The 21,739-nt window shown below is 67.8% G+C and carries 18 protein-coding genes; 8 read left to right on the top strand and 10 right to left on the bottom strand.

All coding sequences use genetic code 11. The features are described 5' to 3' along the window. Positions 1 to 41 precede the first annotated feature (41 nt). Positions 42 to 680, top strand: coding sequence for a hypothetical protein (locus tag V5F26_RS04745; protein ID WP_394947767.1), 639 nt, complete (start codon positions 42 to 44; stop codon positions 678 to 680). Positions 681 to 835: 155 nt separating this feature from the next. On the opposite strand, the gene V5F26_RS04740 is transcribed toward V5F26_RS04745, so the two are convergent. The 9 genes from V5F26_RS04740 to V5F26_RS04700 form a co-directional block, all read right to left on the bottom strand. After that, entirely contained in the window at positions 836 to 1,672 is an 837-nt protein-coding gene (locus V5F26_RS04740) for a quinoprotein dehydrogenase-associated SoxYZ-like carrier (RefSeq protein WP_394947768.1), read from the bottom strand. A gap of 144 nt (positions 1,673 to 1,816) precedes the next feature. After that, entirely contained in the window at positions 1,817 to 2,443 is a 627-nt protein-coding gene (locus V5F26_RS04735) for a PQQ-dependent catabolism-associated CXXCW motif protein (protein WP_394947769.1), read from the bottom strand. Next, positions 2,440 to 3,351, bottom strand: coding sequence for a substrate-binding domain-containing protein (locus V5F26_RS04730; RefSeq protein WP_394947770.1), 912 nt, complete (start codon positions 3,349 to 3,351; stop codon positions 2,440 to 2,442). The genes V5F26_RS04735 and V5F26_RS04730 overlap by 4 nt, the downstream gene beginning before the upstream one ends. Next, positions 3,320 to 3,865, bottom strand: coding sequence for a c-type cytochrome, methanol metabolism-related (locus tag V5F26_RS04725; protein ID WP_394947880.1), 546 nt, complete (start codon positions 3,863 to 3,865; stop codon positions 3,320 to 3,322). The genes V5F26_RS04730 and V5F26_RS04725 overlap by 32 nt, the downstream gene beginning before the upstream one ends. Positions 3,866 to 4,051: 186 nt before the next feature. Further along, complete coding sequence (xoxF5, locus tag V5F26_RS04720; protein WP_370640758.1) at positions 4,052 to 5,797, bottom strand: lanthanide-dependent methanol dehydrogenase XoxF5; 1,746 nt, start codon at positions 5,795 to 5,797, stop codon at positions 4,052 to 4,054. 424 nt (positions 5,798 to 6,221) lie between these two features. Further along, complete coding sequence (locus V5F26_RS04715) at positions 6,222 to 7,199, bottom strand: quinoprotein relay system zinc metallohydrolase 2 (RefSeq protein WP_394947771.1); 978 nt, start codon at positions 7,197 to 7,199, stop codon at positions 6,222 to 6,224. A 214-nt stretch (positions 7,200 to 7,413) separates the two neighbouring features. Then, the gene (locus V5F26_RS04710; RefSeq protein WP_394058229.1) at positions 7,414 to 8,157 is read right to left on the bottom strand and encodes an ABC transporter ATP-binding protein; all 744 of its coding nucleotides are present in this window, start codon (positions 8,155 to 8,157) and stop codon (positions 7,414 to 7,416) included. After that, positions 8,126 to 8,890, bottom strand: coding sequence for an ABC transporter permease (locus V5F26_RS04705; protein WP_234052670.1), 765 nt, complete (start codon positions 8,888 to 8,890; stop codon positions 8,126 to 8,128). Before V5F26_RS04705 ends, V5F26_RS04710 begins: the two co-directional genes overlap by 32 nt. After that, positions 8,887 to 9,894, bottom strand: a complete 1,008-nt coding sequence (locus V5F26_RS04700; RefSeq protein WP_394947772.1) for an ABC transporter substrate-binding protein — start codon at positions 9,892 to 9,894, stop codon at positions 8,887 to 8,889. Before V5F26_RS04700 ends, V5F26_RS04705 begins: the two co-directional genes overlap by 4 nt. Before the next feature lie 304 nt (positions 9,895 to 10,198). Here V5F26_RS04700 and V5F26_RS04695 point away from each other — a divergent pair, with 304 nt between their 5' ends. The 7 genes from V5F26_RS04695 to V5F26_RS04665 all read left to right on the top strand — a co-directional run bounded on the left by V5F26_RS04695 (position 10,199) and on the right by V5F26_RS04665 (position 19,991). Next, the gene (locus V5F26_RS04695) at positions 10,199 to 12,661 is read left to right on the top strand and encodes a TonB-dependent receptor (RefSeq protein WP_394947773.1); all 2,463 of its coding nucleotides are present in this window, start codon (positions 10,199 to 10,201) and stop codon (positions 12,659 to 12,661) included. A gap of 235 nt (positions 12,662 to 12,896) precedes the next feature. Further along, positions 12,897 to 13,790 (top strand): NAD(P)-dependent methylenetetrahydromethanopterin dehydrogenase, encoded by an 894-nt coding sequence (locus V5F26_RS04690; RefSeq protein ID WP_394058237.1) that lies wholly within the window; start codon positions 12,897 to 12,899, stop codon positions 13,788 to 13,790. Positions 13,791 to 13,962: 172 nt separating this feature from the next. Then, on the top strand, positions 13,963 to 14,946 hold the full coding sequence (gene mch, locus V5F26_RS04685) for a methenyltetrahydromethanopterin cyclohydrolase (RefSeq protein ID WP_394058238.1): 984 nt from the start codon (positions 13,963 to 13,965) through the stop codon (positions 14,944 to 14,946). 9 nt (positions 14,947 to 14,955) lie between these two features. Beyond that, positions 14,956 to 15,870: a RimK family alpha-L-glutamate ligase gene (locus tag V5F26_RS04680; protein WP_394947774.1), complete on the top strand. Its 915-nt coding sequence runs from the start codon at positions 14,956 to 14,958 to the stop codon at positions 15,868 to 15,870. A 10-nt stretch (positions 15,871 to 15,880) separates the two neighbouring features. Beyond that, the gene (locus V5F26_RS04675; protein WP_394947775.1) at positions 15,881 to 16,846 is read left to right on the top strand and encodes an ATP-grasp domain-containing protein; all 966 of its coding nucleotides are present in this window, start codon (positions 15,881 to 15,883) and stop codon (positions 16,844 to 16,846) included. Then, on the top strand, positions 16,843 to 17,880 hold the full coding sequence (locus tag V5F26_RS04670; RefSeq protein WP_234052677.1) for a hydantoinase/oxoprolinase family protein: 1,038 nt from the start codon (positions 16,843 to 16,845) through the stop codon (positions 17,878 to 17,880). The genes V5F26_RS04675 and V5F26_RS04670 overlap by 4 nt, the downstream gene beginning before the upstream one ends. 263 nt (positions 17,881 to 18,143) lie before the next feature. Next, the gene (locus V5F26_RS04665; protein WP_234052678.1) at positions 18,144 to 19,991 is read left to right on the top strand and encodes an aminopeptidase P family protein; all 1,848 of its coding nucleotides are present in this window, start codon (positions 18,144 to 18,146) and stop codon (positions 19,989 to 19,991) included. A 63-nt stretch (positions 19,992 to 20,054) separates the two neighbouring features. Here V5F26_RS04665 and V5F26_RS04660 read toward each other — a convergent pair whose 3' ends face one another. Further along, positions 20,055 to 21,719, bottom strand: coding sequence for a dipeptide ABC transporter ATP-binding protein (locus V5F26_RS04660; RefSeq protein WP_394058244.1), 1,665 nt, complete (start codon positions 21,717 to 21,719; stop codon positions 20,055 to 20,057). Positions 21,720 to 21,739: the final 20 nt, after the last annotated feature.

Below are 21,739 nucleotides of genomic sequence, written 5' to 3'. Positions count from 1 at the left end.
ATGTTCCGCACTCAGGCGCCATGCCCGGAGGCTCGCCAGCCATGAAGAGCGCATTCCCGTCCTTGCTCCATCGCCGATGCCGCGGCCCCCTTGTCGTCGCCCTGCTGCTGGCGGCGGCTGGCCCCGCGTTGGCGCAGCCGAAGGGCGATCCGGACTGGCCCTGCCCGCAGCGGCGCACGCCGGACATCAGCCTCGGCGCGGTGTGGAGCGGTCCCGACCTTGCCTCCGCCGGCCCCTGGACCGACGACCAGGACGCCGCCACCCTGGCGGTGAAGCTCGCCTCGCGCCGCACGCCCCTCGACCAGGTGGCCCCCCTGCTCGACGCGTTCGTCAAGGAAACCGGGCCCGAGGCGAAAACGCGCCTGGTCCGGGTTTTCGCCGGGGTCTATGAGATCGTCAGCCTGGAGCGCGGCAAGATCGTCGGTGGCATCACCCGCTACGCCCGCGGCCAGCAGCGCCTGGCCGAACGCCTGCGCGAGGAGGGCGACGCCCTCAGCAAGGCCAAGGATTCCCCCGAGGCCGCCGACACCCGCGAGACCAAGGAGCTGGAAGAGAAGCTGAACTGGGATACCCGCATCTTCGAGGAGCGCTCGCACTCCCTGGCCTATGTCTGCGAAACGCCGGTGCTGCTGGAACAGCGGGTCTTCGAGATCGGCCGCCAGATCCAGGAGCGGCTTTAGAGCGCGCTCGGGCGCGACAGCAGGCGGTGTGCGGAATAAACGCGCATAGTATCAAATACTTTCGGGCATTCCGCCGCCATCATGCAGCACTCGATATGCAAAGGGGCCCATCTGCGGGCCCCTTGCCTTGAAGACCGCGCGCCGTTCCCCCCCGCTCAGCTTCCGCCGCCGGGGAACGTGCGTGTGAAGACCTTTCCTTCCGTATCTTCCGCCCGCACCGTCACCGGCTCGGCGGACGCCTTGTAGCTGAAGCGGAAGGTGGGGTCCTCGCTGATGGAAATGCCGCCCTCCATGCCCAGCAGCAGGTGACCGCCCTGGGTGATCTTCACCTCGCGGACGAACCAAGCGGGCGTGTAGCCGCGCGTCGCCTCATCCATCTGGAGGCCAGAGAAATTGGGGTGGCGGATCTGCACCTGAGCCTCGTTCTTGCCCGCGTCCGCAAACGAGCGGAAGCGGATGTCGCCGAGATGGGCGATGGAGTCGGCCGTGTCCTTGGTGGCCGGGGCCGAGCAGCCACCGGCCGCCTTCACATAGGCCTTGGCCATATGCAGTTTGCCGTCATTGGTTTCCGCGATGGCCCGCACATAGGAATAAGAATTCACCCGCGTGCGCAGCGACAGGGCGAAGTCCTTCTGCCCGTCGCCAAAACTGAAGCGACCGGCCACCGGCGACGGATTTTCGTCGATGACGACCGTCACCCCCTTGAAGCTACGCGGATCACCCGGCGGCAGGGAAAGGGACACCGTGAGCGGCACTAGCGCCGCATCCTCCGCCCGGGTCGGCGCGGCCAAGGCCACCACCCCCTCGGCATCTCCCACCACCTGCTCGGGGAAAATATCGGGCGCGATGGCGCTCCACGTCGTCTCCTTCGGCTCGACCACCGCAGCGGGCCCATCGGCCTCGGCGGCCCGCGCCACCGGCGCCGCCAGAAGCGTCAACGCGATGAGGGGCAGCCCCCACGCACGGCGCGGCCGCAACACGTTTTCCATCATGCCATCCTCCCATTGGCGCCGGAGGCTCTTTCGGCCGCTCGGCAGCATTCAAGATCTGAACGCGCACACGCCCATGATGGATCCACCGCGATCGGCGGCGCCGCCCCAAGCCGCATCCACCGCGACCGGAGCCTCGGGGTGCAATTACCGCGCGGGGCCCGGCTGCCAGGGCTCCAGCCGCTCCAGGGGCAGGCCGGCGGCCTTCCAGCCGTCCACGCCTTCGGGAAACCAGGCGACCCGGTCATAGCCGCCCGCAAGCGCCCGCTTGGCGGCGTTCCACGACATCCAGCAATCCTTGAGGCAGAACAACACCACGAGCCGATGGCGATCACCGCCCGTCAGCGCCGTCAGACCATCCTCGAAATAGCGCTGGCTTGCCCCATCGAGGGCGCCGAAGCCCACATTGGGCAGCCAAGCCGAGCCGGGGATGCTGTCGTGGGGCAAATCGCGCCACAGCGTTCCCGCCGGCAGGTTGGCGGGGCGCGGCGGGCGCGGCAGCACATCCACGAACACAGCCCCCTTCGCCCGCCACAGGGCCTCCGCCTGGGCCGTGGAGAGCACCTGGGCGCCGGCGAGAGTGGCCGGGGTCGGCGCGCGATAGGGCTCGAAGCGATAATCGGACGGCTCGGCCACCGCCAGGTCAGCGTCGAGGGCCGGCTCCGCCCCGCGGGCCGCAGGGCCACCAGGACCGAGCAGCACCAGGGCCGCGAGTAGCCCCATGCCCGCAAGCCGCCGTGCCCCTCCCTTCACCCCCCCGCGCGGGCCGATCATTGGGCGGAACTCCCTCCGCCGACCTTGGCCGGCACAGCGGCGGTGATGAGCTGGTCGTCGTCGTCCAGCAGCGGGACGCCGTAGCTGAGCAGCACCGCTTCAATGTCACCGGCGCGCTTGCGCAGCACCTGGTTCAGCGTCTGCTTCCACTCGTGGTCGGTGGGCCGCACACCCATCGTAATGCGATAGGCCAGCGGCGGCCGCTCCGCCTCATGCACCAGCGGCACCACCTTGAGCGGCGCGCTCGTGTGACCGGCGAAATAGCCGGCGGTCGGCCCCCACAACAGCGCGCCGTCGATGTCACCCTTCGCCAGGTCGGCCAGCATCTGCTCCGGCGGGGAATCGAACCGCCGATCCACCAGAAGCGAATAGGTCTTGGCGGAACCGAGCAGCCCCAGCTCCAGCAGGTGGTCCGCCGGCGGCGTGCCCGCCACCAGCCCGAGGCGCGCGCTCTTCACGCGGGGATCGGACAGCCGGTCCACGCCGTCGAGCGGCCCTCCGGTCTTCACCACGAGCGTATAGACGGACTCGTAATAGGGGTTCGTATGCAACACCGGGTCGGCCCCGGCGGCATAGCCGATCACCACATCACACAGCCGTTTGCCGAGACTGTTGCGCACGAAGCCGGGGCCCTGCGGCATGTAGTAATAGCGCACGGGAACCTTGAGCTCGTCCGCCACGATCTCGGCGATACGGTTTTCGAAGCCCTCCCCCTTACGGTTGATGAAGGGCATGTTGGCGGGGTCGGCGCACACTCGCAATGCGTCCGCCGACACCGAGCTGGGAATGGTCTGGCCGTTGGCCCCCGTCGAGCTCAGCAACAGGATGGCCGCAAGCCCCGCCGTGCCCAGGGAGGCGATGAGATGGGCGAACCCCTCACTCGCCGAGGCAGGCTTTCTCGGCTTCATTGGTCGCCGGAGACTTGTTCTCGCGCTTGGCGGGGCGGGCGCGTCCGAGGGCGCCGTCGGAGCGGGCACGCAGATAGACATAGATGTCGTCGAGGTAGCACATGACGTTCTTGTTGAGTCCAAAGGACGGCATGACCTTCTCATTGCCACCTCCCACGTTTTGCCGGCCGCCCACCACCACTTCCTGGAAGTGATCGAAATCGAGGGTCTTCAGCGAGTCGATGAGGGCCGGCGCATAGGTGGACCCCATGCCGTCCGGGCCATGGCAAACGTGGCATTCGGCGTGGTACCGGCGGTAGCCGGAATAGGTGAACCAATCCACGGTTCCATCCGGCTGAATCTTGTAGGTCGGGGCGCCGTTCTTGTCGAAATACTTGCCGTCCTCATCCTTCACGGGGGTGGGATCACCCTGCTTGCTGAAAGTCTGGGTTTCGGCAAAGGACGGCGAGGGCGCGACAGCGGCGCTGAGCGGCAGCAGGGCCGCGGCAATAGCAAGTGCGCCGGCGCGCTTCATAAGGGCAGAGGAAAACACACGCTCTCTCCAGGCACGAAGACGGGGACGAGGTGCAGGCCCCCGATCGCGGCGCTTGGCCACGTCTAGGGGCTCAAGGAGCCTGCGCCTTCAGACGATCTCGAGAGACGCCGGCACGGGAGGGAGCCGTGCCGGCGTCGAGCCAAGGCTCGGGGATTGCCTGCCGGATCAATCCGGCAGCGCGAACACCGTGAGCTGGCCGCCAAGTGCGGTGTAGTTGCTGAGGGCGGAATAGCCGCCCACCGCGCCCAGACCCGCATTGGGATCGGTCAGGCCGGCCGCCAGGCCGATGCCCGCCCAGCCGCCGACGCCCGAGAGCACCGCCACGTACTGCTTGCCCTTGTGGGTGTAGGTCATCACGTTGCCGATGATGCCCGAGGGGGTCTTGAACCGGTACAGTTCCTTACCGGTCTTGGCGTCCACCGCCTTCAGGTAGCCTTCAAGCGTGCCGTAGAAGACGATGCCGCCATCGGTGGACAGAGCGCCGGACCACACCGAGAACTGCTCGGGGTTGGACCACACGATCTTGCCCTTGCGGGCGTCCCACGCGATGAAGTTGCCCATGCCGCCATGGCTGTTCGGAGCCGGGAACATGGAGAGCGTGGCGCCGACATAAGGCTGGCCGGGCGTGTAGCTCACATGGAAGGGCTCATAGTCCATGCACACATGGTTGGTGGGCACATAGAACAGGCCGGTCTGGGGCGAGAAGGAGGCGGGCTGCTGGTCCTTGGTGCCGAGTGCCGCCGGGCACACGCCGGTGGTGTTCACGTCCTCGCCATTGGCCTGCGTCGAATATTTCTCGACCACCAGCGGACGCCCATAGGTCGGGCTGTTCTTGTCCAGATCCACCTTGGTGGCCCAGTTCACCGCCGGATCATACTTCTCGGCCAGCAGCACTTCGCCGGTCTTGCGATCAAGCGTGTAGGCGAAACCGTTGCGGTCGAAGTGAACGAGGAGCGGGCGCTTCTTGCCGTCGATCTCCTGGTCGACGAGGATCATCTCGTTGATGCCGTCATAGTCCCACTGGTCGTGGGGCGTCATCTGGTAGACCCACTTGGCCATGCCGCTGTCGGCATCGCGGGCGAAAATGGTCATGGACCACTTGTTGTCGCCGGGGCGCTGCGCCGGGTTCCAGGTGGAAGGATTGCCGGAGCCGTAATAGACGGTCTTGGTGTCCGGATCGTAAGAATACCAGCCCCAGGTGCAACCGCCGCCGATCTTCCACTGGTCGCCCTGCCAGGTTTTCAGGGACGAATCCTTGCCCACCGGCTTGCCGAGGGACGTGGTCTTCTCGGGGTCGAACAGAATTTCATTGTCCGGGCCCATGGAATAGGCGCGCCAGACCTGCTTGCCGCTGTTCATGTCATAGGCGGTCATGTGGCAGCGCACGCCGAACTCGCCGCCCGAAATGCCCACCAGCAGCTTGTCGCCCACCGGCATCACGGTGGCGGTGTTGGTCTCGCCCTTCTTCGGGTCGCCGTTCACGGCCGACCACAGCACCTTGCCGGTCTTGGCGTCGAGCGCCACCACCTTGGTGTCGGCCTGGTGAAGGAAGATCTTGCCGTCGGCATAAGCCAGGCCGCGATTGACCGTGTCGCAGCACATCACCGGAATGACGTTCGGATCCTGCTTGGGCTCATACTTCCAGATGATCCGCCCTTCATTATTGAGATCAAGGGCATAGACGATATTCGGGAAGGGCGTGTGCACGTACATCGTGTCACCCACCACCAGCGGCGAGCCCTCGTGGCCGCGCAGCACGCCGGTGGAGAAGGTCCACGCCGCCTGCAGCTTGCCGACGTTGTCGGCATTGATCTGCTTCAGCTTGGAATGGCGGGTGTTGGCATAATCACCCGTCTGCAGCACCCACTGGTTCGGGTCCTGCGTCAGCTTCAGGACGCCTTCATTGGCCATGGCCCGCGCGCCGAAAAAAGCGCTGCACGCCGCCACGGCGGTCACCATCACAACTCGCCTCATCTGGGTTTCCTCCGATGGATGCGCGCCCGCGGCCACATCACGTGGAACGGGTAACGCACTGAGCGTTGTTTTCGCCTTTGGGGGACTCCATCTACTTCGGCAGCGTGTCACGACCGGCGTGATGCCCTGAAGCCTTGCGGTCACAAGGTGTCCCGCAGGCCTGCGAATCAATACCGCGTTCCCCGCGCGGTACCGTTGAAGCCGAAGCTGTGAGGAACGTAAGCAAAGTTCCTCTCGGACGCAATACACCAATTGTGGAGCGATAGGCTCCTTCTATATTGCACCTGCGAAGTAAACTTCTTTTCTTCTACCGCAGCGCAAAAAGCCCCGCTCCAGCTCCCCAAGGTCAGCCCGAGCGCCCTCACTCCCACTCCAGCTCATGAAAAGCGGCGGTGGCGTTGCGGGCGTTGAAATCGTCGAACAGCTCCCAGTCCGGCGCCTCCGCGCGGCCGGCCGAGCGTGCGGCATCGCTCATGGTTCCGCCGTCGCGCACCAGCCGTCGCACATCGGCCACCAGCCGGTTGAGATAGCGCTCGGTCGGCTCGGCCGCCTGCGGCCAGGGCTGGGAGGCTGGGCCATGTCCGGGCACCACCCGCGCCGCCGGACGCCGCTTCAGCTCGTCGAGCAGCGCGATCCAGCCGAGCGCCTTTCCATCCAGCGCCGGCACATGGCCGAGAAAGAGCAGGTCACCGAGGAACCAGGTGCCTGTGGTCTCGTCGAACACGGTGAGGTCGGTGGCGGTGTGGGCGGTGGGCCAGGCCTCCAGCAGCAAGGGCCGCGCACCCAGATCGATGGTCATGGGCTTGGTGACGGTCTCGTCCGGCAGCACCACGCGGGTGCCGGCAGCCCCCTCCTCGCCCACCAGCCTGCGGGTTGCCTCCAGATAGCTTTCCGCGCGCGCGGCAAGGGCTTCGGGCAGATTGTGATGGCCGATGAAGGTCACGCCGGGGCCCATGAAGGCAGCATCGCCCAGCACGTGGTCGGGGTGCATGTGGGTATTGATGACATAGCGAATCGGCAAATCGGTACGGGCGCGGATCGCCGCCTTCAGCGCCGCGCCTGCCTTGAACGATCCGCCCGTGTCTACCACCGCCACCGCGTCGCGGCCGATGATGAATCCGGCATTGCCGACAAAGCCCAGATTGCGCGGCAGCGCGAGGGCATAGGGCGCCTGATGCACGAACACCCCGGGCGCCACCTCCACCACCGAAAGCGGTACGGCCGCCGTCTGCTGCACGGCCGCCCGCGCGCCAGCTGCGGACAGCGCCCAGAGGGCCGTGAGCAACGACATGAGCCATAGAATGAAGTTTGCCGCGCGCCGCGGCATCGCACCCGCCATGGTTTCCTCCCGTCCTGGCGCCGCCGCTTTTGTGTCCCCGCCCCCACCGAAGGTCGGGCGGGCCGGGCGCGGTCGGCGCGGGTCATGCTGGCGGATGCGGGATGCCCGCGCCAGCGCGTTTTCAGGCCTGTGGCTGCGCAAGCGGCCTCCATGGCTCCTAGCCGTCGGCGCATCGGCGGGCAGCCCCGGTTCCACACCGTTGCGAATGCGGCCGCTATGCCCCTTTCAGCATCGGGTGGAGCTCCGCCAGCGCGGCGCGCTGCTGTTCGATCCACTCCGGCGTGCGCAGCTCGCGTGGCCGGTCCAGCACTTGCTCGCCCACGGCGCGGGCGGGGTGTTCGCCCAGCAGCACCAGCCGATCCGCAAGCGCCAGCGCCTCCCGCACATCGTGGGTCACCATCAGCACCGCCGCGCCGGTCTCCTGCGCGGCCAGCAGCACGTGGCGGCGCAGCTCCGATGCGGCGCGTGCATCCAGCGACACGAAGGGCTCGTCCAGCACCAGCAGCTCGGGCCGCCCGGCCACCGCCCGCGCCAGCGCCACCCGCCGCGCCAGCCCCAGAGACAACGCGCCAGGATAGCTCGCGGCATGGGCAGCGAGACCGAAAGCCTCCAGAATCGGGCCAAGCCCCTGCCGCCGCAGCGGCTTGGGCAAGGTGAGGCGGATGTTGTCCTCCACCGTGCGCCAGGGCAACAAACGCGGCTCCTGAAACACGATGCCGATGGCGAGGCCTTTCGGATCGGGCGTCACCCGCCCCTCAAAGTGCCGGTCGAGCCCGGTGAGGATGCGCAGGCTGGTGGTCTTGCCACAGCCCGAAGGGCCGATCAGGCACACGAACTCACCACGCGCCAGGCGCAGGTCCAGCCCCCTCACCACCTCGACGGCGGTGCCATCGGGGCTGGTGTGGCGCTTGGAGGCGATGTGGGCGTCAATGAGTAGCGGGGCGCCAGCGGCGGGCATGGGCTTCAAACGGTTGCAGCACGAAATATTCCACGGCCAGCATCACGGCCATGAAGGCGAGGGAATAGCCGAGCACGGCAGTGACATCGAACAGCTGGAAATAGACGGAGATGGCATAGCCCACCCCGTTCGGCCGCCCGAGCAGCTCCACCACCAGCACGATCTTCCACACCAGAGCGAGGCCCGAGCGCGCCGCGCCGGCCACATAAGGCTCGAGCTGCGGCAGCACCACATGGCGCATCCGGTCCCAGAAGGACAGGCGAAAAGCGCTCGCCATCTCATCGAGATCGGGCGAAAGGGCGCGCGTGCCCTCCCGCAGCAATACCGTGACGTTGGGGATCTTGTTGAGCGCCACCGCGAGCACGGCCGCCGCCTCGGTCAGTCCCAGCCAGATGTAACACAGCACGGTGACCACCAGCGCCGGCGTGTTGAGCAGCAGCACCAGCCAGGGGTCGAATGCCTGATCGAGCCCCCGGCGCCGGCCGAAGGCGATGCCCAGCGCCACACCCACCGCCATGGCGATGACGAACGCCGCCGCCACCCGCGCCAGCGTAGCCCCGAGATTGAAGAGAAGATCGCCACTCACCGCCTCCCGCGTCACGAAGGCGAGCACCGCCAGAGGCTGCGGCAACGCCGGGCTGTGGGCGAATGCGGAGGCGACCTGCCACGCCGCCACGAGAACGGCCAGGGACAATGCCTTCACGGCAATGCGGACAGCCAGCGCGCGCGTCACAATGCGCCGTCTCCACGCGGCCAATAGAAATCGTCCGGCAGTGCGCGCAGCGGTCCGATGAGCTCGCTGCCCCCCTGCGCCGCGAGTACCGACACGAGCCGTGTCGCGGCAGCCGCTTCCGCCGCCACCGGCTGGCGGGGAATACCGGCGATGAAGCCGCGCCGCAGGGCCTCGAAGGTGGCCTCGTCGCCGGCCGCCATCACCGCGCGGGCGGCGGCCCATCCCTTTTCGGCCGCGGGGCCCGCGCCCGCCAGTGCCGCCTTGGTCTCGCGCGAGGCTGCGGCGAAAGCGGCCAGCACCGCCGGGCGCTGGCGCGCGAAGGCGCCATGGAACACGTAGCCCACCAGAGCCGGCGGCGGCGTGATGCCGAGTGCCGCCAGGACCGCGTCCATGGTGACGAGGCGCCGGAAGCCCTTGGCCTCCAGCCGCGCCCCGAAGGTCCAATAGAGCAGGGCCGCATCAAGCTCCCCCTGCTCCAGCTTGGCCGCCAGCAATGGGGGAGCGCCAAAGGAGAGGCGCGCGGAGCGGGCCAGATCCAGGCCGGCACTGCGCCGCGCCTCGGCCTGCAGCAGCAGCCAGCTCTTGTCGAGCGGCCCGCCGGCGACTCCAAGGCGCACACCCGTGAGATCGGGCAGGCCCTTCAGCGCCGAGCCGGCCGGCACCATGACAGCCCCCTCCGCCGCCGAGAAGGGCAGGTAGACGAGATCCCGCCCCTCCACCTTCAACCGCGCCGCCCACAACAGGTCGCTGACCACGCCATCCACCGCCCCGGCCAGAAAGGCCAGCCGACCAGCATCATTGTTCGCCGCGCGGCGTGTTTCCAGAACGAGGCCATGGGCGGCATCGAAACCGAGCGCCGCCATGGCGGCGAGCTCCCACGCCGCGGTGCCGAACTGGAGAATGCTGAGACGAATGGACTGCTCCGCCGCACGCGCACCGCCCATTACCAAGCCGGCCTGGAGCGCACCCCCCATGACCGCCAGCATTGCGCGGCGCGTGAGCATCGAGCCTCCCCTTCATTCTTGTTCCATTCCCACCCGCAAGCCGGGACGGGCTGGATTGATGGCGGCAGTCTGAAGAGTTTTACAGCCACTGTCCAGAATGACGGGATTCTCATCTTTCTCTTAGAAATCCGAAAACCCTCTTATGAATGCCAAATATTGACTGACACCGATGTTTCCCTATGTTTCCGCAACAAGAGGTTTTCGGACACCATGATCAATGGGCCGACCTCACCACGAACATGCCCCCGGCGCCATGCGGCGAACAAAGCGGGGTACGAGGAAGCGACAGGGGGAGCGCACCGACATGAGGGGGGAAACGTCCTGGCACGCCATTGCGGTGGCCCTCGGCCTTGCGGGAGCGGCGCTGCCGGCAGCCCTGATGATGGCGGCGCCTGCCGCCGCGCAATCCGCCCCGGCCGCGGCTGAAAGCACCATCGACCTGCCCACGGTGAACGTGGTGGACACCACGCCCCTCTCGGGAACCGGCATCGACGCAGACAAGGTGCCGGGCGCGGTGACGGTCATCTCCTCGGAGCAGTTCAACCGGCTGTTCTCCTTCTCCACCACCGACGCCCTGTTCCAGTACACGCCCAGCGCCAACACCACCGACGTGCAGGGCAACGCCTTCTTCCAGGACTTCCGCTTCCGGGGCTTTGCCGCCTCTCCGCTCCAGGGCACCCCGCAGGGCATCGCCGTTTACCAGAACGGCATCCGCGTGAACGAAGCCTTCGGCGACACGGTGAACTGGGACCTCATTCCCGAGGTCGCCATCAACCAGGCGGACGTATTCTCCAACAATCCGGTGTTCGGCCTCAATGCTTTGGGCGGCGCCGTCTCGCTCCAGATGAAGAACGGCTTCAACTTCCACGGCTTTGAGGGGTCCCTGCAGGGCGGCTCGTTCGGGCAGATCGGCGGCTCGCTGCAATATGGCGGCGAGAAGGACGGCTTCGGCTTCTACATCGCCGCCGACGCGGTGCGCGATGATGGCTGGCGCCAGCACTCCCCCTCGGAACTGGCGCGCATCTACACCGATTTCGGCTGGAAGGGCGACAAGGCGGAAGTGCACCTCATCGCCTCCGGCGCCAGCAACTCCCTCGGCGTGGTGGGCCCCACCCCGGTCGAGATGCTGGCGGTGGACGACACCTCCGTTTACACATGGCCGCAGACCACCGACAACAAGATGGGCCTTCTGGCCCTCAACGGCCGCTATGACCTGACCGACACCTGGCAGCTCCAGGGCAATGTCTATCTGCGGCGGTTCAAGCAAGCCCACGTGGACGGCAACGACGCCGAGCTCGACGAGTGTTCCAACACCTGGAACCCCACGGTCGGCGACACGAAAATGTGCCTCGACGCCGACGACTTCAACGGCCCGCCCGGCGGCGGCACGCCGGCCACGAACCCCATGTACGCCGCCTTCCGCAGCCAGATGGTGCTCTATAGCCAGAACGGCAGCACCATTCCCTTCGCCGACCTGCCGGACAGCGCGCTCTATGGGGTGATCAACCGCACCTGGACCGACACCACCACCGCCGGCGGCTCCGTGCAGGCGGTGAGCACCGATAAGCTGCTCGGCCACGACAACTATTTCGTCGTCGGCGGCAGCGTCGACCACAGCACGGTCAATTTCAAGTCGAGCACCGAGCTCGGCATCACCAACCTGGCGACGCTTGGGGTGGCGGGCACCGGCATCTACCTCACCAACCTGCCCAATTACGCGCTGCCTGAGGAATACCAGGCCTTCTACACCCCGGTGAACCTGGACGCGACCACCACCTATTACGGCCTCTACGCCACCAACGCCTTCGACATGACCGACCGCGCCACCCTCACCATTGGCGCGCGGCTCAATATCGCCGACATCAGCATGAACGATGTCACCGGCACCTCGCCTCAGCTCAACGGCGACTACACCTTCTCGCGCATCAATCCGCTGGTGGGCATCACCTACAAGCTCACGCCCAACTCCACCGCCTATGTGGGCTATTCGGAATCCAACCGCGCCCCGACCCCGCTGGAGCTGAACTGCGCCGACCCCAATCGCCCGTGCATGCTGGAAAATTCGCTGGTGGCCGACCCGCCGCTGGAGCAGGTGGTGTCGCACACCTATGAGGCGGGCCTGCGCGGCAGCGGCAAGCTGTTCGACGGCGACATCAACTGGAAGCTCGGCATCTACCGGGTGGACAGCGACGACGACATCATCGCCCTCGCCAGCGAGCAGACCGGCTACGGCTACTACACCAACGTGCCTTCCACCCGCCGCCAGGGCTTCGAGGCCGGGTTCCAGTACATCAACGGGCCGTGGAAGCTCTACGCCAACTACGCCTATATCGACGCCACCTTCCAGTTCAATGGCTGGCTCGCCTCGCCCAACAATCCCCGCGCCGTGGACGGCGAGGTGTATGTGACCTCCGGCGACACCATGCCGGGCATTCCCCAGCAGACGCTGAAAGTCGGCGCCGACTACATGATTACCCCCAAGTGGATGGTGGGCGGCGACATCATCGCCGCGTCGAGCCAATACTATGTGGGCGACGAGGCGAACCAGAACGCCAAGCTGCCGGGCTATTGGGTCGCCAATATCCGCACCACCTACCAGGTGACGCAGAACGTGCAGATCTTCGGGCTCATCAACAATCTGTTCAACGAGTCCTACGCCACTTACGGCACCTATTTCGACACGGCCTATCTCGGGCTCAGCAATCCGCAGATGCAGACCCTCGGCCAGCCGCTGTCCGCCTATGCCGGCCTGAAGGCAACGTTCTGAACGCGCGCCTTCTTTCGCAAAGCAGCAAAATCTTGCGGCGCGAAGGTAGATCGGGCCGCCCATAAAGACCCTTGCGCAATGGGCGGCCTTCAGTCAAAAGTCGAACCGTAATGATTGCGTGCGGGGAAACAACCGCGGCGTCGCGACCGATGAATCACCTTCAGCGATGAAGCCCCTTCAGCGGTCAAAGGCGCGGCCACCCGCTTATGTTTCCCTTCTGCACGGAGCTGCGTCCATGGCGGAATCCGCCCCCATTCTGCACATCATCACCCCGCTCAACCATGCCAGCCCGTTCGACGTGAACATGGCGGTGGATGCGGGCTACACGGTGATCACGCCCTATTCGCGGGTCGCCCTGGAGGAAGTGCGGGACCTGACGCAGGACATGATGTTTTCCCGCCCACCCCAGGCGGCGCCGCGCACCGGCCTGTTCATCGGCGGCAAGGACGCGGCCCTCGCCCTCGACATGGCGGCGGAAGCCAAAGCGGCGATCTTCCCGCCCTTCGAGATCTCCATCTTCCCGGATCCGGCCGGCTCCTTCACCACCGCAGCCGCCATGATCGCCAAGGTGGAGCAAGCGCTGCTGAAGGTGCGGCCCGACGGGCTGAAGGGCGCCAAGGTACAGATTTACGGCGCCACCGGCGTGGTGGGCTCCATCGCCGCCGTCATCGCGGCGGAGGCCGGCGCCAAGGTCACCCTGGTGAGCCACCGCGAGATCGAGCTTGTGGAAGCCAAGGCCGCTGACTTCAAGCGCCGCTTCGGCGTCGATCTGGCCTGCGCCGCCGCCGTCACGGACCCGGAGAAGGCGAAGCTGGTGCCGGCCGCGGAAGTCATCCTGGCCACCGGCAAGGCGGGCGTCGAAATCCTCACCCCCGCGCACCTTCAGGCCGCCGAGCAGCTCCTGGTGGCCGCCGATGTCAACGCCGTTCCGCCCGCCGGCATCGCCGGCATCGGCGCCCATGATGCCGCCGCCGTGCTGCCCCACGGGGTGGGCATCGGCGCGCTCGCCATCGGCAACCTGAAATATGCGGTGCAGCACGAGATCCTGAAGAAGATGCGCGTGACCACAGAGCCGCTCTTCGTCGATCTGAAGATGGTCTTTGAGCTGGCCCGCACGCTGAAGGCCTGATGGATGGCCGCCGGATGCACCCCATCCGCGGCCTCTCGCGCGTCATCTTCCGCCCGCCAGCGGCATGGTTTCCCAACCGGCCGCGCGGGGGCATTTTCGGACCGTTCCAGGCCAGGCCCCCAGCGGGCACGCTTCACCTGAAACGGCGTTCCGGCTTCCAATGGGGATGGTCATGAACCTCCAGTCTCCCGCCACCGCCGGCCTTCGCCAGCCGAGCCTCGCCGCCAGCGTGCGCCCGCTCGTGGATGCGCTTATCGCCGATGCGGACGCCCTGCGCATCGCGGTGTCCCCCGGCCCGCTGGGCTGCCGCATCGTCGATGCGGGCATCAACGTGCCCGGTGGGCTCGAAGCGGGCCGGCGCATCGCCGAGATCTGCCTCGGCGGCCTGGGCAAAGTGGCGTTCGTTCCCAGCTCCCGCTTCACGCCCTGGGGCACGCTGGTGAGTGTTTCCACCTGCAATCCGGTTCTCGCCTGCCTCGGTAGCCAGTATGCGGGCTGGAGCCTGGCATCGGGCGACTTCTTCGCCCTGGGCTCGGGCCCCGGCCGCGCGGTGGCGGCGGTGGAGGAGCTCTATGGCGAGCTCGGCTTCCGTGAGCAGAGCCACGATACCACTTTGGTGCTGGAAACCTCTGTGGTCCCGCCCGAGGCGGTGGTGGCCGAGATCGCCACCCGCTCCAACGTGGCACCGGAGAAGATCACCCTCATCCTCACGCCCACGTCCTCCCTCGCCGGAACGGTGCAGATCGTGGCGCGGGTGCTCGAGGTGGCGTTGCACAAGGCCCACGCCATCCACTTCCCGCTCGATCACATCGTGGACGGCGTCGGCAGCGCGCCGGTGGCGCCTCCCTCGCCGGATTTTCTCACCGCCATGGGCCGCACCAACGATGCCGTTCTCTATGGCGGCGACGTCCAGCTTTACGTGCGCGGCACCATCGAGGCGGCGCAGGACCTCGCCAAGCGCCTGCCCTCCTCCGCCTCGCGTGATTACGGCCGCCCCTTCGGCGAGGTGTTCGCCGGCTATGAATGCGATTTCTACAAGGTGGATCCGCTGCTGTTCTCCCCGGCCCGCGTCACGGTGACGGCGGTGGAGCACGGCGCCAGCTTCACCGCGGGCGGGTTCGACCCCGTTCTCATCTCGCGTTCGTTCGGAGCGTGAGGCGATCCGGTGTCCGACCTTCTCATTTTCGCCGAGCGGGTGGATTGGCACACCCGCTCGCTCCTGTCCGCCATCACCGCCCAGGGCCGCACCGCACAGGTGGTGTCGCTGAAGAGCTGCGGCTTCGCCGTGGGGGAAACCGCCCACGGCCTGCTACTGCCCGGCTTCGGTGACGAGCTGCCCGCCGCCTGTTTCGTGCGCTCCGTGCCCAATGGCACGCTGGAGCAGGTGACGCTGCGGCTGGGCGTGCTCCATGCTCTGCGCGAGCTTGGCGTGCCGGTGATGAACGACGCCCGCGCCATCGAGCGCTGCGTGGACAAGAGCGCCACCACCTTCCTGCTCGCCCATGCCGGCCTGCCCACCCCACGCACCCTGGTGCTGGAGGACCGCGCCAGCGCCCAGATGCTGGTGGATTCCGCGCCCGGCGACAGCGTGCTGAAACCCATGTTCGGCGCCCAGGGCCGCGGCCTGGCCCGCCTGCCGCGCGGCGGCGCGCTGCCGCCCGAGGAGGAGGTGGGCTGCGTCTATTACCTCCAGGACTTCGTGGCCGCCGCCCATGCCAAGACCGGGCCCGACGACCCTGATGACGCCCTGCACGAGGATTTCCGCGTGTTCGTCGTCGGTGGCACGGCGGTGGCGGCCATGGCCCGGCGGGGAACCTCCTGGATCACCAATATCCACCAGGGTGCCATCGGCGTACCGGTGGCGCCCGAAGGGGTGCTGGCGGATCTCGCGGTGCGCGCCGCCGCCGCAGTGGGCGCCGATTATGCCGGCGTGGACATCATCTGCGGGGCCGGTGGGCAGCTTCTTGTCCTCGAAGTGAACTCCATGCCGGCCTGGCGAGGCTTGTACGACGCGACGGGGCGGAATATGGCGGAACCATTGGCGGCCCATCTGTGCGCCGCGCGGAAGGTGCCGGCCTGAAGGATTCCTCATGCGCGTCTTCATCTGCGAGTTCGTCACCGCCGGGGGGCTCCGCGGCCAGGAGCTGCCCGAGACCCTGGTGCCCGAAGGCACCCGCATGCGCGACGCCCTCATGGCGGACATCGAATCGTTGCCGGGCGTGGGCAGCCTCCTGCTCGCCCATGACGATCGCCTGCCCGCGCCGCAGGAGTCCTCCATCCCCATCTCTGCCGGCGCGGACCCCTGGGCGGTCTGGGCCGAGCTTGCCGCCCAGGCGGACGTGGTGTGGCCGGTGGCACCCGAAACCCACGGCCTGCTGGCGCGCCTCGTCCGGCTGATGAAGGAGAAGTGCGAGCACGTGGTGGCCAGCGATCTCGCGGCGGTGGAAACCTGCTCCAGCAAGCTTGCCACCGCCCATCGCCTCGCCAGCCTCGGCCTGCCCCACATCCCGACCTTTCCCGCCGCCCACCCGCCCGCCGAGCTCGGCGGCCCGGTGGTGACGAAGCCCGATGACGGCGCCGGCTGCGAGAACACCCGCCGCTGGGCCAGCCAGGCCGATGCCCCCCGCGACGATGGCCTGGTGATCCAGCCGTTCGTGGAAGGCACGCCCGCCAGCCTCTCCATCCTGGTGCGGCCGGAGGGAGCGACCCTGCTCACCGTCAACCGCCAGCACCTCACCGAAGCCGAGGGCGTGCTCAGCCTCTCCGGCCTCACCGTGGGCGGCCTGGGCGAGGATGAGCGCATCGCGCGGCTGGTGCCGGCGGTGGTGGCGGCCTTCCCCGGCCTGTCCGGCATCATCGGCATCGACATTATCCTCACCCCCGCCGGCCCGGTGGTGGTGGAGGTGAACCCGCGCATCACCACCTCCTATGCTGGCCTGCACCGCGCGCTCGCGGTCAACCCAGCCGCGTTCCTGCGTGAGTTCATCCGTGATGGGCGGCTGCCGGCCATGCCCCGCCTGCCCTCGGCCACCCCCGTGGAGGTGGGCTTGCGATGAACAGCCCGCGCCTTCTTCTCGGCTGGGATGTCGGCGGTGCCCACCTCAAGCGGGCGGTGCTGGACCCCTCCGGCCGCCTGCTGAGCGTGGACATGGCGCCGTGCGCGCTGTGGCAGGGGCTGGATCGGCTTGATGCCGCCATCGCCGCCCTGCCTCCGGCCCCGGATGCCCCCTCGGTGGTCACCATGACCGGCGAGCTGACGGACCTGTGGCCCGACCGACCCACCGGCGTCGCCGGGCTCACCGAAGCCATCACCGCCCGGCTCGGGGCGGACACCCTGTTCTATGCCGGTCCGGACGGCTTCGTGCGCCCGGGCGCGGCCAAGGCCCATGCGGAAACCATCGCCTCCGCCAACTGGCATGCCACCGCCGCGGCGCTCGCTCTGCGGCTGCCCGCGGGCGTGCTGGTGGACATCGGCTCCACCACCAGCGATATCCTTTATTTTGCCGACGAAAAAATAAAGTGTCGCGGCTACACGGATTCCCAGCGCATGGTCGCCGGGGAGCTCCTCTATTGCGGCGTGGCCCGCACGCCGGTGATGTCGCTGGGGCCCACCCTGCCCTTCCGCGGGGCCCACGTGCCGCTGATGATGGAGTATTTCGCCACCATGGCGGATGTCCATCGGCTCACTGGCGACCTGCCACCCCACGCCGATCTGCATCCGGCCGCCGATGGCGGCGCGAAGACGCGGGAAGCCAGCGCCCGCCGGCTGCTGCGCATGGTGGGGCGCGATCTTGGCCCCTGCTCCCTCGCGGAGGCGGAGGCGCTGGCGGCCTATGCCTCGGAAATGCAGGTGCAGCGTCTGCACTCCGCGCTTGCTTTGGTGCTGAGCGCACACCGGCTGCCGCCGGCGGTGCCGCTGGTGGGCGCGGGGGTGGGACGGTTTCTGGTGGCCAAGCTCGCCGCGCGCACCCATCGCTGGTATCTCGATGCCGGACGATTGCTGGCGGCCAATGATGCGCTGGCCGCCGCCGCCGCCGATTGCGCCCCGGCCGTCGCGGTCGCCCTCATCGCCCGTGGCCAGGGGCTTTAGCCCGAGAGAGACTGAACGTCGTCCGCGCTCAGGCCGTTCGCGCGAAGCATCAAAAGCCGGGACAGGCCCGCTTCCCGGCGTTCTTCGGGCAGATCCCCGAGGGCGGTGCAAGGGGTGGCCCATCTGGCCGCCATTCCCTCCTCGAAAGTGGGGTTTGTGGCGGTCCATGGGAATTTGCCACCACGCCCGCGTTGCGGTCCGGCGCGGACGCACCTAGGCTAAGGCATGGGCTAGTCTGAGCCCCGTTCAACAGCCGTTGCCTCATGACCGTTCATCATCAAAATCCCCGCCATTTCAAGGCCGTGTTCCAAACCTTCGAGGATCTGGCCGACGGCGCCGCAGGTCCCGGCCGGCTGGCCGACCTCAGGGCCGAGCTGGCCCGTCGCGGCCTCGACGGTTACGTGGTCCCGCGCGCGGACGCACACCAGAACGAATATGTGCCGCCCTGTGAGGAGCGCCTCTCCTGGCTGACCGGCTTCACCGGCTCCGCCGGCCTTCTGATCGTGCTCGCGGACAAGGCCGCCCTGTTCGTGGACGGCCGCTATACGCTGCAGGCCCCGGCGCAGGTGGAAACCAGCGCCTTCACGGTGGTGCCGCTGGCGGAACTGCGGCCGGAAAAGTGGCTTGAGACCCATCTGCCCAAGGGCGCGAGCCTGGGCTTCGACCCCTGGCGCACCACCCTTGACGGGCGCGAGCGTTTCGCCAAGGCGGTGGCCACCGCTGGCGGCATCCTGGTGCCGGTGCCCGAAGACCCCTTCGACGCCATCTGGACCGACCGGCCAGAACCGCCGCGTGCGCCCATCCGCCTGCTCGATCTCGCCATTGCGGGGGAGGACGTTCCGGCGAAGCTGGGCCGGGTGCAGGAGGCGCTGGTCGAGCAGAAGCTCGACGGAGCGCTGATTTCCGACCCCCACGGCACCGCCTGGCTGTTCAACATCCGCGGCGCCGACGTGGACCACACCCCGCTGCCGCTCTCCTGGTGCATCGTCCCCGCCGGCGGCCGCCCCCAGCTGTTCGTGGAGCACGCCAAGCTCACCCATGAGGTGCGCGCGGCGCTGGAGGCCCACGCGGATCTTCACACCACCGGCGATCTGGAGGCGACCCTGTCCCGCCTCGCCCAGGGCCGGACCTATCGGGTTGACCAGGCAACCGCCCCGGTGCACCTCGCGCAGGTCATCGAGGCGGCGGGCGGCACGGTGAGCAAGGGGGCGGACCCCATCGCGCTGCTGAAGGCCTGCAAGAATCCGGCGGAGATCGCCGGCATGCGCGCCGCCCACCTGCGCGACGCGGTGGCGGTGACGCGGTTCCTGGCCTGGTTCGAATATGAGGCGCCGAGCGGTCGGCTCACCGAGATCGACGCGGTCGAGGCGCTGGAAACTTTCCGGCGCGACACCGGCGAGCTCTCGGACATCTCCTTCCCCACCATTGCCGGCGCCGGCGAGAACGGGGCGATCGTGCATTATCGGGTGACGCGGGCCACCAACCGCACCATCCACCCGCACGAGCTGTTCCTGCTGGATTCGGGCGCTCAATATCCGGACGGCACCACCGACATCACCCGCACGGTCGCCGTCGGCATGCCGTCGGAAGAAATGCGGGCGCGCTACACGCTGGTGCTGAAGGGGCACCTGGCCCTGACCCTGGCGGTATTCCCCAAGGGTATCAACGGCGCCCAGCTCGACCCCTTCGCGCGCCAGTTCCTGTGGGCCGCCGGGCTCGATTTCGACCACGGCACCGGCCACGGCGTGGGTGCCGGCCTTTCCGTGCACGAAGGGCCGGCCCGCATTTCCCAGCTCGGCCACGTGCCGCTGGCCGAAGGCATGATCCTCTCCAACGAGCCCGGCTATTACAAAACCGGCGGCTACGGCATCCGCATCGAGAATCTGGTGCTGGTGGAAGCCCGCTCAGTGCCGGGGGCGGAGAAACCCTGCCTTGGGTTCTCCACGCTCACGCTGGTGCCCTATGATCGCAAGCTGATCGACCTCAGCCTCATCACAGTGGCGGAACGCGGCGCCATCGACGCCTATCACCGGCTGGTGCGTAACGCCCTGTCGCCCCTGCTCTCGGGCGATGACCTCGCCTGGCTCATCCGCGCCACCGCTCCTCTTTGAGACAAGTGGCGCCCGCAGAACGCAAGGACCCGCGCGCCGAGCACGCGGGTCCGCGCCATCAGCTCAGAGCGGCGGGTGGGGAATGGCGGCGATGAGGGCGCGCGTATAGTCCTGCTTCGGCGCCTCCAGCACCTCGGCGCAGACCCCCTCCTCCACGATGCGCCCGCCCTTCATGACGATGACGCGGTCGCACAGCAGCCGCACCACGGCAAGGTCGTGGGACACGAAGAGGTAGCTCATGCCGAGCTTCTCCTTCAGGTCCACCAGCAGGTTCAGCACCACGGCCTGCACCGAGACGTCGAGCGCCGCCGTGGGCTCGTCCAGCACCAGCAGATCGGGCGAGACGGCGATGGCGCGGGCGATACCCACGCGCGCCTTCTGTCCGCCGGAAAGCTGATGGGGGAAGCGATCCAGCAGATGAGCCGGCAGCCCGCACAACTCGGCCAGCTCCGCCACCCGGGCGTCGAGGGCCGCCCGTGGCATGCTGCGTCGATCGCCGCGCGCACCCAGGCGAAGCAAGGGATCGGCAATGGCCCGACGGGCGGTGAAGCGGGGGTTCAGGCTGTCCGTGGCATCCTGGAACACCATCTGCAGGCGTCCGCGATAGGGCGAAGAGGCGAACTTGCCCGCCGACACGGCGCCGACATCCACACCGTCGAAGCGAATGATGCCGGAGGTCGGGTCCAGCAACCGCATGATCATGGCCGAGGTGGTGGACTTGCCGCAGCCCGATTCGCCCACCAGCCCCACGCTCTCCCCCCGCCCCACCGTGAAGGAAATGCCGTCCACCGCGCGGAACACGCCCGTGGGATCCGCCTTCAGCGGATATTCCTTCACCAGGTTTTCCACCTCCAGCAGCGGCGTGGCGGCCGCCGCAGGCACCGGGGCGGGCGGGGCATCGGCCGGCTGCGCGTCCTCCGGCAGCAGGTCGCGCACATTGCCGGTGCCGTGGGGCGTCGCCCGCAGCAGACGCTTCGTATAAGCGTGCTGCGGGTTGCGGAAGAGTTCGAGCGCCGGGGCGGTTTCCACCACTTCGCCGCTCTTCATCACGATGAGGTGGTCGCAATAGGCCGCCGCCAGCCCCAGATCGTGGGTGATGAGGATCATGGCCATGCCGCGCTCGCGCGTCAGCTCGGCCACCAGGTCCATCACCGCCTTCTGGGTGGTCACGTCGAGGCCCGTGGTAGGCTCGTCGGCAATGAGCAGCTGCGGCCGGCAGGCCAGCGCCAGCGCGATGACGATGCGCTGGCACATGCCGCCGGACAGCTCGAATGGGTAGGAGTGGTAGCGCTCCTCCGGATTGTTGATGCGCACGGCCCGCAAGGCTTCGATAGCCTTCTCGCGCACGTTGGAGCGGTCCGCCTGCACATGCTGGCGCAGCACGTCCTCAATCTGGTGGCCCACCTTGCGGATGGGGTTCAGCGCCGCCCGCGGGTTCTGGAAGATCATGGAGATCTCGCGCCCGCGAATGTCGCGCATGGTGCGCTCGGACGCCTGGGCGATATCCACGCCATCGAAGCTGATACCGCCGCCCGCGATCACACCCGCCGCATCGAGAATGCGCATGAGCGAATAGGAGGTGACCGACTTGCCGGACCCCGATTCGCCGACAATCCCCAGGGTGCGCCCCTTCTCCAGGGTGAAGCTGACATGGCGCACCGCATGGACGACGCCGTTGCGGGTCTTGAAATCGACGCTGAGATCGCGCACGTCCACGAAGGCGGTCATGGGCCTGTCCTCATACCATC

Origin of the sequence: Xanthobacter variabilis (genome assembly GCF_043831965.2) — a bacterium.
Classification (GTDB): Bacteria; Pseudomonadota; Alphaproteobacteria; order Rhizobiales; family Xanthobacteraceae; genus Xanthobacter.
Note: the sequence above shows the minus strand (reverse complement) of the source record. Positions and strands in the feature narration are given on the sequence as shown.

Bases quoted from the DNA above. Each gene is read 5' to 3' on its own strand.
- V5F26_RS04745 (WP_394947767.1), top strand. From the start codon at position 42: ATGAAGAGCGCATTCCCGTCCTTGCTCCATCGCCGATGCCGCGGCCCC.
- V5F26_RS04740 (WP_394947768.1), bottom strand. From the start codon at position 1,672: ATGATGGAAAACGTGTTGCGGCCGCGCCGTGCGTGGGGGCTGCCCCTC.
- V5F26_RS04735 (WP_394947769.1), bottom strand. From the start codon at position 2,443: ATGATCGGCCCGCGCGGGGGGGTGAAGGGAGGGGCACGGCGGCTTGCG.
- V5F26_RS04730 (WP_394947770.1), bottom strand. From the start codon at position 3,351: ATGAAGCCGAGAAAGCCTGCCTCGGCGAGTGAGGGGTTCGCCCATCTC.
- V5F26_RS04725 (WP_394947880.1), bottom strand. From the start codon at position 3,865: ATGAAGCGCGCCGGCGCACTTGCTATTGCCGCGGCCCTGCTGCCGCTC.
- xoxF5 (WP_370640758.1), bottom strand. From the start codon at position 5,797: ATGGCCAATGAAGGCGTCCTGAAGCTGACGCAGGACCCGAACCAGTGG.
- V5F26_RS04715 (WP_394947771.1), bottom strand. From the start codon at position 7,199: ATGGCGGGTGCGATGCCGCGGCGCGCGGCAAACTTCATTCTATGGCTC.
- V5F26_RS04710 (WP_394058229.1), bottom strand. From the start codon at position 8,157: ATGCCCGCCGCTGGCGCCCCGCTACTCATTGACGCCCACATCGCCTCC.
- V5F26_RS04700 (WP_394947772.1), bottom strand. From the start codon at position 9,894: ATGCTCACGCGCCGCGCAATGCTGGCGGTCATGGGGGGTGCGCTCCAG.
- V5F26_RS04695 (WP_394947773.1), top strand. From the start codon at position 10,199: ATGAGGGGGGAAACGTCCTGGCACGCCATTGCGGTGGCCCTCGGCCTT.
- V5F26_RS04690 (WP_394058237.1), top strand. From the start codon at position 12,897: ATGGCGGAATCCGCCCCCATTCTGCACATCATCACCCCGCTCAACCAT.
- mch (WP_394058238.1), top strand. From the start codon at position 13,963: ATGAACCTCCAGTCTCCCGCCACCGCCGGCCTTCGCCAGCCGAGCCTC.
- V5F26_RS04675 (WP_394947775.1), top strand. From the start codon at position 15,881: ATGCGCGTCTTCATCTGCGAGTTCGTCACCGCCGGGGGGCTCCGCGGC.
- V5F26_RS04670 (WP_234052677.1), top strand. From the start codon at position 16,843: ATGAACAGCCCGCGCCTTCTTCTCGGCTGGGATGTCGGCGGTGCCCAC.
- V5F26_RS04665 (WP_234052678.1), top strand. From the start codon at position 18,144: ATGACCGTTCATCATCAAAATCCCCGCCATTTCAAGGCCGTGTTCCAA.
- V5F26_RS04660 (WP_394058244.1), bottom strand. From the start codon at position 21,719: ATGACCGCCTTCGTGGACGTGCGCGATCTCAGCGTCGATTTCAAGACC.